The following is a 16,713-nucleotide window of genomic DNA, read 5'->3' on the forward strand; positions in this document are numbered from 1 at the left end:
ATAAAAGGCCAACTCCAATTGAATGAAGTTGGCCTAAACGATTAAAAATATTTCTTTTTCCAAAAAATAAAAGCGACTGTTCCCGCTAAACCTAAAGCAATCATCAAGGTGAACATGAAAGCATGCTGATTATGAGAGAATGGCAAATCAACATTCATACCGAAAAAGCTAGCGACCATTGTTGGCAACGTTAAAATAATTGTAACCGAGGTCAAAAACTTCATCGCATTGTTTACATTATTAGAAATAATAGAAGCAAAAGCTTCCATCATTCCATTCAAAATTGATGTATATACTTCGGTCATCTCAATTGCCTGGTTCGTTTCAATAATTACATCTTCTAATAATTCTTTATCTTCCTCATACATTTTTAAATAATTGAAGCGAAGAATTTTATCTAACACTACTTTATTAGATTTTAAGGAAGTCGTAAAATAGACTAAACTTTTTTCCAATGCTAAAAATGTGTATAACTCCTTATTTTTCATCGATTGATGAAGCTCTCGTTCTGATTCGGTTGTCATTTTATTAATTTGCTTTAAATAGCGTAAATAATATAATGAAATCTCAAATAATAATTGCAGTGCAAACCTTGTTTTTTTATTTGTATAAAATTGTTTAATTTTGTTATTTTTAAAGTTTGCTAAAATAGGAGTATCTTTAAGGGAAATCGTAACAAAGCAATCGGGAGTAAAAATCATCCCAATTGGAATCGTTTCGTAAATCCGCGAACCCGCTTCATCATGTGTCATATAAGGATAGTCAACGATAAGCAGTAAATGATCGTCTTCCCTTTCAATCCGTGGACGTTCCTCATCATCAAGGGGATCCTTCATAAAATCCATCGGCAATTGTAGTTTCACACAAACTTCATTAATTTCAGCCTCTGTTGGGGCAATCATATTCACCCAAGAACCTTTAACAATTTCATCAACAGTTATTAATTCTCGGTTTTCCATTGTTTTGAAAATTTCTATCATCTGCTCGACCTCCTCTTCTTTAAAGAGAAAGCCTATTTATCTGTCTGTTCGAGAGGATACTCTGAGAAGAATATGCAAACTCGATTCTTTAGAATAAGATAAGCTTTCTCATACCTACTGGGTTCAGGATCGTAAGAACTTCCACCCATCGTATCATCTCCTCCCTGTTGATTCTTCTATCTTAATGCTAATATTTTCAAAGTACAACCATGAATTCATACATATACTCAAAAATAATCAACTCACCGATCAATTATTTTCCATTATTCATGTTCTGTCATACGACTTTGAGCTAATTTCCGTCGAAATGCTGCTGTTTTTTGTAGTAATCGATTTTTCAAGAAAAACCCAATAAAAAAGGTTATCATAAAAAACAAAAACAAAATCAACACATCCATGTTCACAACGCTCCAAATCATTCCTCCAACAGTTTCTCGTAATAAACTAATTGCATACGTAAAAGGCAAGTACGGATTGATAAATTGAAAAAATGGCGGAGTCACTTGAACTGGAAACGTGCCGCCTGAAGACGAAATTTGCAACACAAGTAAAATCACACAAACAGCTTTCCCTCCATTACTGAAGAGCGCTACTAATGTATAAATCAGCATGCCAAACACTGTAGCAATGAAAGCTGAGAACAAAAAAAAACCATAGTTTTTCAGCTACATATGTGTGAAGGAATACAATATTACCAACGGAAATAATAATTGACTGTAAAATGCCTATACAAAAGAAAGTTAGATAACGCCCAACATAAATTTGGTAAGATTTATACGTTCCCTCTAAATCCTGAATATGGACTCCAAAAATAGAAACGAGTACAAGACCTGCAAACCAAAGAGCTAACGTTGTAAAAAACGGTGACATCGCTGAACCATAGTTAGGGATTGGAAATAGTTTATGTTCAGTTAACAATACAGGTTCTGCAAAAAAATCACTTTCTTTTTTAATATCGTTTCGTAATAAATCAATAATTTCATGTAAATCATGATTTTTGTCAAATGCACGCATTTGACTTGCTATTTCTGAAATCTTTCTTTTTAATTCAGGTAATTGAGTTTGAAAAAAAGCAAGGTCTTTACTACCAGTAACAACACGTTGTTTTGTATGCTGAAGCATTGCTTGTGCTTCATTTAACTTATTTTGCCCTTGCTTACTTAACGCCTCAAATTCTTTCATCGTTGTTCTTGCTTGATCAACCACTTTGGCTAGCTTTGGACTTGTTTCTGAAGCAAATCTCTCTTGTAATCCTTCCCATTCACCTACGTTTGCTTCAGTTAATTGTTGAAGCTCTGAAACCGACAAATGATGTTGCCTTAACCCCTCAATCTGTTTGTTTTGATTAGCAAGCACTCTTTCTAGCGCACCCTGTTCGGTTTGAAATAAGTTTGTACCGGCAAAAACATTTAGACGCTGAATCATCTGTTGAATGGCAACTAACACATTCCTATTGCTAGAAACTCTATCCAATACAGTTTGTACCGCCTCTTGATTGTTTATATCCAACGTTCCCATCATGGAAGCTATCGTCATTTCCTGCTGCAGTAGATTTGATATATTTTGTTTAAGATTAGGACCAAGAGCCTGTAATGTCTCGTTTGTCGTAGATACATAGTTCTCTATCGCTTTATGTAATGCTTCCCCATTTGAGGTAACTTGCTTGATGTTATCAAGGGCCGCGTTTGCTCGGTCCATTCTTTTTTCTACCTTCTGAACATCTGTCAACGCCTGCTCTGTAATGCGTTCTATTTCCGGAAATGTATCTTCTAACCGATACACCATTTGTTTCACCTGTTGAATGGTTGGTAACTCTCGCTCAAGCTCAATTCCTATTTCATTAAATACCGTTAAGAGCATTGTACTTGATGTTTTCACAAAGCTTTTACTCACTTGTTCTACAATGCCGCTTGCACCTTTGAACGTAATTTTTGGAGCAATCGCATTGCTTTTTTCATTTACGTAATATATGATTTCCGGCTTAATAGGCTCATCGGTTAATACAGTTGTAATCCGTTCAGACAGATTTTCTGGAATGATGATACAGGCATAGTATTCACCTAGTCTCACTTTTTGCTTTGCTTCCGCTTCGCTCGTAAAATGCCACCCAAGTGATTGATCTTCTTTGAGAGCATCAGTAATTTTTTTTCCGATATTAATTTCTTTATTCTGAAACACAGCTCCTCTATCATTATTCACAACCCCAATTGGAATCGTATTCGTATGTTTATAGGGGTCCCATGAAGCTTCTATGTTTATCCATGCATACAAACCAGGTAAAAATAACAGCCCAAATACCACGATAAGGACTGCCCAATTTGTATATATACTTCGTAAATCATCTTGAAAGATACGTATAATGGCTTTCATCTTTCATCACCTGTTTTCTATTTCAATACAGGTATTATTAGAGCCCCAACCAGCTTCTATACATAAAAAATCACTAGGCCAAGTACTTTTACTGAAAGATTAGAGAAATGAAGTTTAAGGCTTAAATTAAGAGTAAAGACATGATGTTTAACAATTATAAAAAATGAAAGAGGAGTGGTAAATCCACTCCTTTTATTACGACAACTGATGGTTTTATTTCAATTTTATCCCTCATACGTCTCAAATAATCTTTTCAAATACTCATTATTTCCTTTTGCGATATACCGCTCAGCTTCTATGATCTAGTCTAATTGGGAACTATAACTAAACGGACCGGAAATTCCCAGATAGAGAACTTTGGAAGGTTATTTAGTACGCACAAATTCGGTATAGCATTAAATATTTTAAGATTTTATTGAAAAAATATTGACAAACTATTAGCTGGTTTAGTGAAACAACTACAAACTCTCCGGTAAATGATTTTTACACATTTCCAATGCATTCGTATGTTTTTTTAAAACAGCTACTGTTTTGGGATGAGGCTTTGCATAGATAACTGGATAATCCTTTTCATCAAGTTCTTCATTAATAGGAAAAGCTAATTTTTCTTCTTTAATTGAAAATTGGGCATCAATTCCCTTCTTATTTCCACGAGCATCTACCCTAATCCATTTATTAAGTGATTTAAAGAAGATAGCATTTAAAGCGTGAATACAATACCCTTTTTCTGGAGTATCAGACAACATCAATCTTTGATAACAAAAACCTGTTGGTATTAATTGTGAACGCAATAAAGACGCTAATAGGTGTGATTTTGCATAACAAATCCCCTCTTTAAAATCTAATACTTCCGAAGCATTACAAGTAACTCGTTTTGATTGGAAATCCAAAGAATGAGAAATTTCATCACGAACAAATTCAAAAGCTACTTTAGCTTTTTCAATTTCTGTTTGATTTAGATTGAAAAGTTCATCCGCTTTCCTTTTTATTATTGGATTGGAATAATTAACTTCATTTAATTCAAGTAAATAATCATCTAAATTATCAGACTCACAAATCAATTTCATTATCTCCACTCCTATCTAACATGTATAAGTATTTATATATGAATTACTATACAATATAAAATAATGAATTTGATAGTTTGACTGTTAAACTATTAGCTGGTTTAGTTCCACAAGATAATCAACACTATCCTTTAGCAGACCTAACCTAAAACAATGTGGCAATAAAAGTGGTGTTAAAAAGTTCAAATGTAGCAATAAAAGTCTTGATAAATCCACTAAATGTAGTAATAAAATGAAGAAAAAATCATAAAAAAATAGGCGTATCAAGCAAAGTGTTGATACACCTTAAAACTACACATGCGTTGTCGTGCAGTGATACTTATATTTCTTAAATTATTTTAATTTCAGTATTACATATTAACCTAATGATTTTTATGTTTCGCTGTTATATTGTTTAATAAGGCTTTTTTTGATAAAAGAAATTAGGCTTTACCTTTTGATTGCGATATGGCCTATGAAAGATATGAGTGGTTGCAGGTGAAACAGGTGGAATTAGCCATGTCCAATCTCCTGTTGTATTCCGTCCACATGCTGTTTCTTTTTCTTCAAAATGTTTAAATTGCTTGGCTGCATTATGATGATCCACTATACTTACGCCCGCTTCTTTAAAGGAATGTAGCACAGCCACATTTAATTCAACTAGCGCGCGATCTTTCCAAAGTGTTGCATCACGTTTAATATCGAGCCCCATCCTTTTTCCAATTCGCGGTAACATATTATAGCGACCCTCATCCGCAAAATTTCGCGCTCCAATTTCCGTTCCCATATACCAGCCGTTAAATGGTGCCGCCGAATACTTAATTCCCCCAATTTCTAAACACATATCTGATATAATAGGAACGGCATACCACTTTAGATTTAGTTCACTAAACCATTCAAAATCGGGGTGATGAATCGGTACTTCCTTTACAATGGAAGCAGGTGTTTCAAACCATCTTGGCTGTTGCCTATTCACTTGAATAACCTGTGGTAATATATCAAAAGACCCCAAACTCCCTTTCCAACCGAGCTCCTGACAGATCTTCGTAAATTCAACAGAAGCCGGGTCACCAACAATCCCGTGTTCTGTCTCATAGCCTGCATAGCGAAGCAATTGATGGTTCCATAAGCGAATCGAGAATTGTTCATCTGCCGGCTTAAAAATTGTAATCGTCGGAATAATGGCACCATCATTTGTAGCAAATTCGATATGATGACGCAACGCCTCATTAATCTGCTCCTCATCTCGAAGATGACGCTGATCAATCACACGAAGCGAATCCCAAAATAATCGGCCAATGCAGCGATTACTATTCCGCCATGCTTGTTTCGCTCCTATTTCAAGCTCCTCTACTGAATGCTGATACGTATGTGTTTCTTCTATTTCTTTTTGGATATCCATGATTCGGCTATTGATTTCATCCTCCGTCTTCCCCATTTCTAAATAACTGCTACGGATGAACGCTTCTGCCTCTTGAAATATAAGGTTCATTTATTCAATTCCTTCCAAAATTATATGCTCTTTCTAATAAGGTATCATATTTTGTACTATCTTTTCCCTCGATTCTCTTCGCTACTTTATACATTTTGTGAAATTTGACACAAAACTTACTTAATATAAGTAACAAACCTTTTATTAACACCCTATATGAAGTAACTTTATTTTAATATGTAAAGTTGTTACATAAACCGTAAATGATTTATAATAGTATGGAGGGGGTGATTTTATGAATAATACAACGATTTGTCCTCGATTTGAAAAAGGGATGCAAATTTTAAGCAAACGATGGACAGGATTAATCGTCCACCAATTACTGAATGGCCCTCAACGGTTTTGTAGAATTGAAGCCGCCTTCCCAATTAGTGGTCGAATTCTCTCGGAACGTTTAAAAGACTTAGAACAAGAAGGCATTGTAAAAAGAGACGTCTATCCTGAAACACCAGTTCGAATTGAATATTCATTAACAGAAAAAGGGCTTGCATTAGCACCTGTCATTAATGAAATTCAACAATGGTCATCAGACTGGATTAAATCAGTAGAAGAAGAATCGTAAGAGCTGATACGGATTAGCTCCAAATTATAAGATGAAACGTAGGGCCCTTTTATAACAGAAGGGCCCTATCTATCTTCTTCTAAAATGATTTTAGGCTATGTAAATCAGTATTGTTGATTTAACAGAACCTTATTTTAAAAACCTTCTTCACTTCTCCTCTGTTATATATGGATAGCATCTCCTGATTAGGAAAAAACAAACTGCTCTACATGAAGTATATTTTTGTATAAACAAACCAGTTATACAAATAATAAACATGTTTATCGTAATCCATTTATAAAAAGGAGACAGCCACTATGAAAAAACTACTTATATCGGGATTAACCTGCATACTACTTTCTCTATCTCCTATGGCCCAGGCATATTCACAAGAGAAACAAACAGAGAATAAAACACCAGAAGTCACCTTTACCAAAGAGCAAAAATCAGAACTAAGCAAACTGCATCAAAAGATTTTGACAGACAAAAAAGAACTGTTGAATAAATACGTAGAATATGGCGCTCTCAAGCAAGAACAAGCTGATAAAATAATCGAACATTTAGAGAAACGATATGAAATGATTGAAGAACGAGGCTTTCAATATCCACCTCACCATATGCACCATAAACCTCATCATCATTGAACTACCCCCACTTAGCAAGCTTGAAGTGGAGGATTCCTAAGTCTTAGACCTGAGAACCCCATCCGTTCAACGAGATAGGTTAGCTATGCGAGATGGTAGAAGTGTCTCTTTCGAGACGACCTCTTTTATTCCTATGGAAGCAAACAAAAAGGTACACCATCTTTCATTCGCACAGAATAGAAGAACGCATTGCAATGCACCCAGCTCCTAGAATCATTACGCCCTAAAAGGGACACCATCTGCTCCGGTGGTCAAAGTAAAAGACTGGTACAATGCGTTCTTGGGTTGTGTATGTTTTATGTGAATACTCTTAACAATTTTCTGGTTTCTTCCTCTTGAAGAGAAGAATAGTAAACATTTATCCCTTGATGTGGTTTATTTACATTAAAAATGTGGTAAAACGAATGTAAATGAATAGAAAACTTTTTATGCAAGACAGACCATTGACTCCAATGATGTTTTTCCTTTTGAACAATATAGGCAGTAAGCACTTTTGGTACTTTTTCTTTATACCTTAACCCTCTACGCCCAATTGTGTAAGCGGCCGCCTGATGAATCGAGGTGCCAAATTTACGCATGTATTTCATTTTTCCTGAAATCGATGTGTAAGCTGGATTCACTTGAATGACATCTAATCCTATTTTATTGGCTCGATTAATGATGGCTTGAGACATTTTACGATAAGCGAATATACTTTTTAGATGATTGGCTTTTTTGTTACCGTAAATGTCGCCTGTTTTAGATAGAGTTGTATCGATATCTTCGATTACGATGGGTTTATTTTTACGAAAAGCCAAATCGACCAAAGCAATGGCCTCTGCTTCGATGATTTTGGTGATTTGTCCAGATGTTTTCTTGTGAATAGAAAATAATAGCTTTCCACTATCGAGATAATTTCCGTCCTTTGAAACATCTGCCCAAGCAAAATGATCCACATTACAATCGACACCCATTACACCATCCGAAGTAGAGAAATTAACACAAGGATTCAAGTCAACATCTACAATGTTTTTAATCATGTAATAATCTCCGTGATTTTCGATAGACCACGAAATCGGTTTCCCGAATTCTTTTTTATTTTTACATTTCTTTTGATTATCTGTCGCTTGATTGACCATCTCTTGTCCATATGGAAAGGTAACACCAGGAATGGTTACGACTTGGCCACCTAAGGCAGTCATATGGAGTTCATTATTTTCTGTATGGTAATGAAAAACGAAATTACCCGATCCGGCATCTTTCCGACCAGAAATCAAACATTCTTTATTTCGTGCAGCTAAAAAGAGCTTTCTCCAACATGCATGATCTTGAACATACTCTTCTTTGGTGAATTGTTGTTTAAATAATTTCTTAGAGCCAAACACCACACTTGGAATAGATGTTTTTTGTTTTTCTTTCTTTTGCTCTAATCGAAAAAGGCGATGTTCTAAACGTCCAATTTGGGCTTTTCGAAAGGTAAGCTCTTTATCTACATATTGATGTTCAAACAAATACGCATTGAACCAAATCAATGATTGTTTCTTCTGTTCAAGTGAAAAAATCCCACTTGAATGATAAGAAAACTTCAGGTTCTTAGGAAATCGTAGGTCTCCTTTGATACAACTCTCTTTGATTTTCTTCAACTGCATAAGATATTTCCGTTCGTTTTTGAGCTTTTTCTTGATTTTTTTCATCTTTTCTTCTGTTTGGCGGATATACAAATGGGTTAATTTGGTTCGGGATGTGAAAAGAGCGTTCGCTTCTCTAACGATACTGTTCGCAACATAGTCGCTTACATCAAACGTTTTCTTTACGACTTGATGGATGCTTTCTTTGTGTAATTTTCGTTTCCATCTTTTTTCGCGAACTAATGTTTGAAAGGCGAATCTCTTAGCTTGATTGAATACTTCTGTAAAACGAGAAATTTCATCCACTAACGATTTGCTCATTTTGTTTTTATATAATCGTTTTGAAAAATAAGTTGCTTTCACCCGCTTTCACCACCAATCAGAACATAAGTTCCTATATATATGAATATTTTACCTGTTGCTAGCGAATTTTTCAATCTAAAATAACTGAAGAAACAAAAAAGAAGCCCACTCATCTCCCACTTACCCTTCGCTCGCTATCGCATGGCTATGGCTTGAAGATGGGAGTCTTCTTGGCTAAAATGATAAAAAATCCGACCAGACAACGGTCGGATTTTTTTATCCTTCACTTAACAGGCTGTATAATATGTTTCACTTTATTCCAACAAGGAATTCGACAGTACATAACGAATAGTATATTCTAGTTCAATGGAAAGGATGATAAAAATGAACACACACGGTATAACTGCTGAGGACTTATTTCACTTACAATCCGTAACAGACCCTCAACTTTCTCCTGATGGACATCTCGTCATGTATGTTCAAACGAGCATTGATCGAGAAACCGAGAAATACATATCTAATCTCTATTTATATAATGTCCTTACAAAAGAAACGAAACAATGGACAACTGGACAAAACAGACATTCTAGCCCGCGTTGGTCTCCAGACGGTAAATATATGAGCTTCGTCTCTAACCAATCAGGAAGTAACCAATTATATGTAATGAGTTCCGCAGGAGGAGAAGCAAAGCAAATAACAAACTTAAAATCTGAAGTATCTCCGCCCATCTGGTCTCCCTGCTCAACGAAGCTTTTATTTTCAACTAGTCGTCCAGCTAGCGACCAAGAGGAGTACAGAAATGAAGAAAAGAAAACGGCACTTCGATTTGAACGCATTCAATATAAATCAGAAGGGCAAGGATATTTTAACGGGCTGTATAAACATCTAGCTGTTGTTGATGTGCTGACAGAAGAAATCGAATTTTTGACAAAAGGACGACAACATTATTCTCCAAGTGCATGGTCTCCAGATGGAAAGCATATTACATACGTTAGTAAAACGATAGAACAAGGCGAATACGATTTTATTTCTGATATTTTCACTATGGATATTTCAACAAAGAAATCAGTCAACATTACAAATAGAGCTGGATTTTTTTATGACCCCAAATGGTCTCCTAACGGTGAATATCTCTCTTTTCTTGGTCATAAGCGAGAATTTCTCAATGCTACATTAGCTAAAATCTGGCTATATGACATAAACAAGCAAACTACTTCTTGCTTAACGGAAGGCTGGGATGTAGAATTAGGAAATTCTTGTATTACCGATTTTCAAATGGGGGCTGTCGACCCGGGTATTCTTTGGACGAATGACAGCGCAGGGTTTTATTTTTTAATGAGCGATGACGGGAACACAGGAGTATACTATGGCTCCATTGAAGGGGCTATGTATCCATCTATCTTAGAAAATCAACATATTTACGGACTTTCTATTGATCCAAATCACCATCAAGCCGTTGTAGCAATCAGTACTCCAACAAACCCTGGAGAACTGTATTATTTTAACTTAATGAATGGGCAACAGGAGCAAATTTCCTTTGTGAATACAAGTTTTGTCCAGAACAAATCACTAGCTGAAGCTGAAGCGATTAGCTGGAAAGCGAAGGATGGCTTGGATCTTCACGGTTGGCTTATCAAGCCTGTCTGTTACGAAGAAGGAAAAACCTATCCCCTCATTTTAGAAATTCATGGTGGACCGCATTTAATGTATGGAAACAGCTACATGCATGAATTTCAAGCATTAGCAAACGAAGGATATACAATCTTATATACTAATCCGCGTGGCAGTGTCGGTTATGGTCAACAATTTGTAAACGCTTGTCGTGGTGATTATGGAGGTATGGATTACGAAGATTTAATATCTGCTGTTGATTATGTGACTAACACATACGACTTTATAGACCGCAATAAACTAGGAGTTAGTGGTGGCAGCTACGGCGGTTTCATGACAAACTGGATTGTTGGCCATACGGATCGTTTTAAAGCAGCTGTCAGCCAACGTTCCATTTCCAACTGGTTTAGCTTTTACGGGGTAAGTGATATTGGCTATTATTTTACGGAATGGCAACTCGAGGGCGATATTTTTCAAACACCAGAGAAGCTATGGAATCATTCGCCATTAAAGTATGCTGCTAATATACAAACACCTTTGCTTCTACTACATGGAGAAAAAGATTTACGTTGTCCGCTCGAACAAAGCGAGCAACTATTTATTGCTTTAAAACGGCAAAAGAAAGAAACTACTCTTATTATTTTTCCCGATGAAACACATGAAATTACACGTAACGGTTCACCAAATATGCGCTTGCAGCACCTTCAAGAAATTAAAAATTGGTTTAATAAACATATAAGAAACCTCTGTTAGCACTCGCTAACAGAGGTTTCTTTTGTTAATGCTGAATTTGATTATGCTGTTCCGAAATGGAACTTAAGGCTATGCCCGCTCTTTGATCCGATTCTTTACGAACAGCTAAATCCCCAAGTGCAACAATACCAACCAGTCGATTATTCTCAATAATTGGAACACGACGAATTTGTTCGGTTGCCATTAACTCTTCGATATCATCAATGGACATATCTGGTGTGCCTGTTACTAGACGTGTGGAAATCACATCAGTAATTTTTGTTGAATTTGGTTTCTTTTCAGCAACACAGCGAATAACAATATCACGGTCAGTAATAACACCGACTAACGTATCATTATCCAAAACAGGAATCATCCCCACATTATCCTGTTTCATTTTTAGTGCCGCTTCATAAATATTATCTAGTGTCGTACAACAATCCACATTCGTTGTCATAATATCTCTTACTGTTTGCATGAGAATTCCTCCACTTCTGTAGTTGGTACAAATTTATTATTATCCATGCTACAGTCTCATACACGTGGAAAATGAAAACAGCCTCTATAAAGAATAAAGCGGATCTTCCAGAAGTTGGTTTTCCCTTTATCCCCCACATCTATCTTCTTTAATTACTCATACTTGAGGGGGCTTACTGCCCGTTAAGTGTGGAATGAAATTGTCTAATATACATCTTTTCGAATAAATACCATAAATGAAACGATTAACGCTACCAGCCACCACACAAAGAGAATAAGCACAGACGATAAAAGCGTCATTCCTTCAATCGGTGGAGCGACTCCACTTAAATAATTAGTAAGCTGTAAATTGACCATAAAAAATATTTAGCAGACTCCCAAGACGATACCATATTGTTCAAAATAGCCCCCGAAATAAGAGCTGCCAGCATAATTCCCATCCCTGCAGGAGTACTGCGTATCAATACAGATAACATAAACGCAAGCGTACCAACGACAACAGCGATATACCAAACTAATCCAAAATCCATCAATAATAGCTGCCATTGGCTAATTAAACGAACACCGCTTGTATCTATATTTCCAGCTTCCACTGTAAATCCAGTAATAATCGGGGCATTCCAACCATGATAACCGAAAACGACACCAGATAATGCATATGCTAAAACTCCTGTCATCGCCACAATTATGGAAATCGATAAGAGTAACGTAATATATTTACTCATTAATATTTTCCAACGCGGCACAGGCCTTGTTAACAATAATTTAATCGTTCCTTGACTACTTTCAGATGAGACTAAATCACTCGCTACAATCATGACCAATAAAGGAATGAATAAAGAACTCGCATTTTCGATAAACATTCTCGTAAATGTAGCCGCTCCAGGTTCAGATGGATTAATATTATGATCAAGATAATATTGCTGCTGTTTAACTGTTACCTGCAGCTGTTCTCTCCACTCATCTAACATCCGACTAGAACTTAAACGATTTTGAATATCAATAATTTGCTGCTGTACAGCTGTACGCCAATCATCTGTCCCAAGCTTCTCTCTTTGCTCTTCGGCTTGTTTATATTGCGCGTATGTAAACAGAACGACTAATACAGCGACAATTACGCCAATAATAAGCAGTCTTTTCTTTGCCAACAGCTTCATCATTTCGTTTTGAATTAAGTTAATCAATACCTGCACCTCCTCCGTCTGTAAGCTCTAAAAATAAATCCTCCAACGTCGGAAGTCTTCTGTTCATTTCAAGTATTTTCACACCATGCTTTACTAGCGCTTCATTCCATTTCGGTGTTTCCTCTTCATCAAAACTCGTCAGTATATAACCATCTTCTGTTTCCATTACCTCTGTTAATGAACGTAATACTTCTGTTCCAAGTTCTATTGGCTCAACACGCCAATTCATCCGCTCTTGTACACTTAATAAATCACTAACTGTACCTACCTTCACAATTTCGCCTTTCGTAATAATCGCTACGCGGTCACAGAGCAATTGAATTTCACTTAATAAATGAGAAGAAACGAGCACACTCATTCCTTCCTCTTCTGCCAGCATACGAATAAACTGTCTCATTTCGCGAATTCCTGCTGGGTCAAGACCATTTGTTGGCTCATCTAAAATTAATAACTTTGGACGATTTAACATCGCTTGGGCAATTCCAAGTCGTTGGCGCATACCAAGAGAATACGTTTTCACCGTATCATGAATTCTTTGCTCTAGCCCAACTAATTTGACCACTTCCATCATTCGCTCTTCCCCTACATTCGGCAGCATTCTCGCAAAATGAAGTAAGTTATTCCAGCCACTCAGAAAAGGATATAGTTCAGGATTTTCAACAATACAGCCTAAATGCTGCATGGCCTTCTTATAATCTTTTTTCACATCATAGCCACAAATACGAATGGAACCTGCTGTTGGTTTAATTAGTCCAACGAGCATTCGAATGGTCGTTGTTTTACCTGCACCATTTGGCCCTAAAAATCCAAAAACTTCTCCTTTTCTAACAGTGAAGCTAATATCTTTAATAATTTCTCGTTTTCTAATTGTCTTTTTTACAGAGTTTACTTCTAATGTCACATTACTCATCGTCCTTTGCCTCCCATTCAATTAATGGGGCAATTCGTTCAGCCATTAAGCGGTATCCAGCACTATTTGGGTGAAACCTGTCCGAATATAAATACTCATTAACCGATAATTGGAACAAGTCAAAGGTTGGCACAAACACCATGTCTTCATATTTCGCTAACACCTCAGCTGTCTCATTATTCCATTGCCGTACAATGGCATTCATCTCCCCATTTTCATCCAATTCAATAAACGGATTATATAAACCAAGCATAAACAGTTGAGCTGAACTGTTATTCTGACGAATTGTCGATAAAATCTCATCTAAATGTACTAAATAATTTTTCTGTAATTTAGAAATCGTTGTTGAATCTAGATTTAGCAACGTATCTCCTTTTTGAAATAAATCATTGCCCCCTATGGTTACTAAAATCGCATCTGCTCGTTGAAGCTGCCGTTCCACTTCTCGTTCTTGTACTTGTTCTGCTAATTGAGCAGATACTAATCCTTTAATCCCAAGATTTTGCACCGTAATAGGATGATCGAATTTCTTTTCAAGCTCTTCAGTCACAGTGCCTACATATCCTTTTCCTGTTTCATCACCTGTTCCCCGTGTTAATGAATCTCCTAAAGCAACAACAGTAAACTCATCCGGACGCTTTTCAATCGGTTGTGCGGATAGATCTTCAACACCAGAAGCTTCTCCGTGATAATAATCCACGATTGCCCAGCTAAGACAGCCCATCCACAACAGACCGAGCAGCGCCGAGAAAACCGTAACGATTCTTACCCTCCATCTGCTCACCTTCATCCCTCCAAAACATTCTAATGTTTCCATTAAAACACATCTCTATAAAAAGACAAAAAAAAAGACAGAAAGAAAATTTCTTCTGTCTTTATCTCTCTTGATTTCTTTTTTCCATCAATTTTTGAACGACTTCTGTCGGAGACCAACAATTAAATTGATATTTTGGATGCGTTTCATAACGAAGTCTTGAACAATAATAACGCATCTTATCATCAACTCTCTCGCTGCGAAAGTGTTCACATGTTGCGCAACAATGAAATGTATTCATCTATCATCCCTACTCACACATCATAATTTGACCAAACCCCTATGCCGTTTCTAACGGTAATAAAATATTAAAAGCAGTTCCTTTATTCACTTCACTTTCAACGACTATACGCCCTTGATGACTTTCAATGATTTTAAAGCTCACCATTAACCCTAAGCCATTTCCGGTTTCCTTAGTCGTATAAAATGGTTCGCCTAGCTTTTTCAAACGATCGGGCGGAATGCCGACACCAGTATCTTCAAAAGAAATTTGTACTTCGCCTTCTTTAAGCTCTGTTGTCACTTTAATATGACCGCCATTAGGCATGGCCTCAATTCCATTTTTCACAAAGTTTAAAAACACTTGCTTCAAACGATTTTCATCACAACGAACGAAAATGAAATCATACATGTTTTCAAAATAAAAATTGACCTTTTTCTTCCTCGCATCAAATTCCATTAAGGATAAAACATTTTGAATGATTGGAACAATATTTTTTGTTTCTAACTTAACAGACTGCGGCTTCGCAAGCACAAGAAACTCCTCAACAATTTGATTTACACGATCAATTTCATCTAAGATAATATCCAAATACTCGAGCCTTGTTGGGTCTTTTTCATCCAATTGTAAAAACTCTGTATACCCCTTCATCGATGTAAGTGGATTACGAATTTCATGGGCCACGCCTGCCGCTAATTGGCCGACGGCGGCTAATTTATCTTGTTGATGTAATAGCTCTTCTGATTTCTTCCGTTCGGTAATATCATGAAGAATAGATAGGAAGTACGTCGGTTTTCCTGCTTCAGAACGATATGGAACAATGGTCGCATCTACCCAATACTCCCGGCCATCTTTCGCTAGATTGCGCAATTCTCCTTTCCACACTTTGCCTGCCCAAACCGTTTCGTCGATTTCTTTTAATAATGCTTTTGTATAATAATCCGATTGCAGGATTGAATGTGAACGACCGATTAGTTCCTCTGCTGTATATCCAGAAATAGCGATAAATTGGTCATTCACTTGAACGATTTTCCCTGCTTTATCCGTAATCATGACAATGGACGAATGATTAAGTGCATTATAAATATCTTGTAATTCGCGAATCGATGTTTTCAAATCCTGTTCTGCTTGTTTACGACGCGTAATATCTGAACGAATCGAAATAAATTGATATGGCTTTCCGTGATCCATAAAAGGGACAATCGTCGTATGGACCCAATAGAAGTTACCATATTTGTCTTTATTGCATATTTCCCCGCTCCATGTGCGCCCTTGCTTAATCGTGCTCCATAAATTCCCGAAAAACTCTTTTGGATGATATCCCGAGTTAATAATGGAATGACTCTGTCCAAGCAGCTCTTCTTCACTGTACTTTGAAATCTCAACAAACTTATCATTTACATACGTAATAATACCTTGTGGGTCGGTAATCGCGACAATGGAAGATTGATCAAGCGCAAAGCGAATATCCTTTACATAATTATCACTTTTTGCTAAACGACGATTAATAATCGTACTAGACGTAATCAAACCGGATAATACAAGAAGCGAAACAAAAAAGAGTAAATACATAATAAAAGGCATCTCATTCAAGAGTTCATTAATACTGCCGATTGCGTGATTAATAGGGAACGCGCTTAGCAGCAGAAAATGCCCTTGGGTAATCGCCCCCGTCATGACCAACGTACTAACCAACTTCAAAAAGTACGTATTCCCTCGATTAAATCTGCTTGGATAAAATAAAATAAGAAGGGCCACAACAAATAAACAAAAAAGAATAGC

At 36.5% G+C, this 16,713-nt stretch carries 12 protein-coding genes and 2 pseudogenes; 3 read left to right on the top strand and 11 right to left on the bottom strand.

The window, feature by feature from the left end; translation table 11 throughout:
* Positions 1 to 41 precede the first annotated feature (41 nt).
* From BAOM_RS13455 to BAOM_RS13475, 5 genes are all read right to left on the bottom strand, one after another.
* Positions 42 to 980: a magnesium transporter CorA family protein gene (locus BAOM_RS13455; protein WP_127760689.1), complete on the bottom strand. Its 939-nt coding sequence runs from the start codon at positions 978 to 980 to the stop codon at positions 42 to 44.
* Between the two features lie 263 nt (positions 981 to 1,243).
* Positions 1,244 to 1,591 carry an ABC-2 transporter permease gene (locus tag BAOM_RS13460; RefSeq protein WP_127760690.1) on the bottom strand — a complete coding sequence of 116 codons (348 nt, stop codon included), beginning with the start codon at positions 1,589 to 1,591 and terminating at the stop codon, positions 1,244 to 1,246.
* The gene (locus tag BAOM_RS13465; protein WP_127760691.1) at positions 1,557 to 3,350 is read right to left on the bottom strand and encodes a YhgE/Pip domain-containing protein; all 1,794 of its coding nucleotides are present in this window, start codon (positions 3,348 to 3,350) and stop codon (positions 1,557 to 1,559) included. The genes BAOM_RS13460 and BAOM_RS13465 overlap by 35 nt, the downstream gene beginning before the upstream one ends.
* Before the next feature lie 458 nt (positions 3,351 to 3,808).
* Positions 3,809 to 4,417, bottom strand: coding sequence for a transglutaminase-like domain-containing protein (locus BAOM_RS13470; RefSeq protein ID WP_127760692.1), 609 nt, complete (start codon positions 4,415 to 4,417; stop codon positions 3,809 to 3,811).
* Between the two features lie 394 nt (positions 4,418 to 4,811).
* Positions 4,812 to 5,888, bottom strand: coding sequence for a nitric oxide synthase oxygenase (locus tag BAOM_RS13475; protein ID WP_127760693.1), 1,077 nt, complete (start codon positions 5,886 to 5,888; stop codon positions 4,812 to 4,814).
* 235 nt (positions 5,889 to 6,123) lie between these two features.
* On the opposite strand from BAOM_RS13475, the gene BAOM_RS13480 reads away from it, so the two are divergent.
* Together BAOM_RS13480 and BAOM_RS13485 are read left to right on the top strand one after the other, a co-directional pair.
* Positions 6,124 to 6,450, top strand: coding sequence for a winged helix-turn-helix transcriptional regulator (locus BAOM_RS13480; RefSeq protein ID WP_119118657.1), 327 nt, complete (start codon positions 6,124 to 6,126; stop codon positions 6,448 to 6,450).
* 296 nt (positions 6,451 to 6,746) lie between these two features.
* Positions 6,747 to 7,073 (top strand): DUF2680 domain-containing protein, encoded by a 327-nt coding sequence (locus BAOM_RS13485; protein ID WP_127760694.1) that lies wholly within the window; start codon positions 6,747 to 6,749, stop codon positions 7,071 to 7,073.
* Positions 7,074 to 7,369: 296 nt separating this feature from the next.
* Here the strand turns inward: BAOM_RS13485 and BAOM_RS13490 are convergent, their stop codons facing one another.
* On the bottom strand, positions 7,370 to 9,043 hold the full coding sequence (locus tag BAOM_RS13490) for an IS200/IS605 family accessory protein TnpB-related protein (protein ID WP_127760695.1): 1,674 nt from the start codon (positions 9,041 to 9,043) through the stop codon (positions 7,370 to 7,372).
* 324 nt (positions 9,044 to 9,367) lie between these two features.
* Here BAOM_RS13490 and BAOM_RS13495 point away from each other — a divergent pair, with 324 nt between their 5' ends.
* Complete coding sequence (locus BAOM_RS13495; RefSeq protein ID WP_127760696.1) at positions 9,368 to 11,347, top strand: S9 family peptidase; 1,980 nt, start codon at positions 9,368 to 9,370, stop codon at positions 11,345 to 11,347.
* Between the two features lie 25 nt (positions 11,348 to 11,372).
* Here BAOM_RS13495 and BAOM_RS13500 read toward each other — a convergent pair whose 3' ends face one another.
* The 5 genes and pseudogenes from BAOM_RS13500 to BAOM_RS13525 all read right to left on the bottom strand — a co-directional run.
* Positions 11,373 to 11,804, bottom strand: a complete 432-nt coding sequence (locus BAOM_RS13500) for a CBS domain-containing protein (RefSeq protein ID WP_127760697.1) — start codon at positions 11,802 to 11,804, stop codon at positions 11,373 to 11,375.
* Between the two features lie 203 nt (positions 11,805 to 12,007).
* Positions 12,008 to 12,987: pseudogene (locus BAOM_RS13505) on the bottom strand (ABC transporter permease).
* Entirely contained in the window at positions 12,980 to 13,897 is a 918-nt protein-coding gene (locus tag BAOM_RS13510) for an ABC transporter ATP-binding protein (protein ID WP_127760698.1), read from the bottom strand. Before BAOM_RS13510 ends, BAOM_RS13505 begins: the two are co-directional and overlap by 8 nt.
* Complete coding sequence (locus BAOM_RS13515) at positions 13,890 to 14,681, bottom strand: SGNH/GDSL hydrolase family protein (RefSeq protein WP_127760699.1); 792 nt, start codon at positions 14,679 to 14,681, stop codon at positions 13,890 to 13,892. The genes BAOM_RS13510 and BAOM_RS13515 overlap by 8 nt, the downstream gene beginning before the upstream one ends.
* A gap of 310 nt (positions 14,682 to 14,991) precedes the next feature.
* Positions 14,992 to 16,401 (bottom strand): annotated as a pseudogene (locus BAOM_RS13525) (PAS domain-containing sensor histidine kinase); the annotation flags it as partial.
* Between the last annotated feature and the right edge of the window lie 312 nt (positions 16,402 to 16,713).

The organism is Peribacillus asahii (assembly GCF_004006295.1).
Taxonomy (GTDB): Bacteria; Bacillota; Bacilli; order Bacillales; family DSM-1321; genus Peribacillus; species Peribacillus asahii_A.

Bases quoted from the DNA above. Each gene is read 5' to 3' on its own strand.
- BAOM_RS13455 (WP_127760689.1), bottom strand. From the start codon at position 980: ATGATAGAAATTTTCAAAACAATGGAAAACCGAGAATTAATAACTGTT.
- BAOM_RS13460 (WP_127760690.1), bottom strand. From the start codon at position 1,591: ATGCTGATTTATACATTAGTAGCGCTCTTCAGTAATGGAGGGAAAGCT.
- BAOM_RS13465 (WP_127760691.1), bottom strand. From the start codon at position 3,350: ATGAAAGCCATTATACGTATCTTTCAAGATGATTTACGAAGTATATAT.
- BAOM_RS13470 (WP_127760692.1), bottom strand. From the start codon at position 4,417: ATGAAATTGATTTGTGAGTCTGATAATTTAGATGATTATTTACTTGAA.
- BAOM_RS13475 (WP_127760693.1), bottom strand. From the start codon at position 5,888: ATGAACCTTATATTTCAAGAGGCAGAAGCGTTCATCCGTAGCAGTTAT.
- BAOM_RS13480 (WP_119118657.1), top strand. From the start codon at position 6,124: ATGAATAATACAACGATTTGTCCTCGATTTGAAAAAGGGATGCAAATT.
- BAOM_RS13485 (WP_127760694.1), top strand. From the start codon at position 6,747: ATGAAAAAACTACTTATATCGGGATTAACCTGCATACTACTTTCTCTA.
- BAOM_RS13495 (WP_127760696.1), top strand. From the start codon at position 9,368: ATGAACACACACGGTATAACTGCTGAGGACTTATTTCACTTACAATCC.
- BAOM_RS13500 (WP_127760697.1), bottom strand. From the start codon at position 11,804: ATGCAAACAGTAAGAGATATTATGACAACGAATGTGGATTGTTGTACG.
- BAOM_RS13510 (WP_127760698.1), bottom strand. From the start codon at position 13,897: ATGAGTAATGTGACATTAGAAGTAAACTCTGTAAAAAAGACAATTAGA.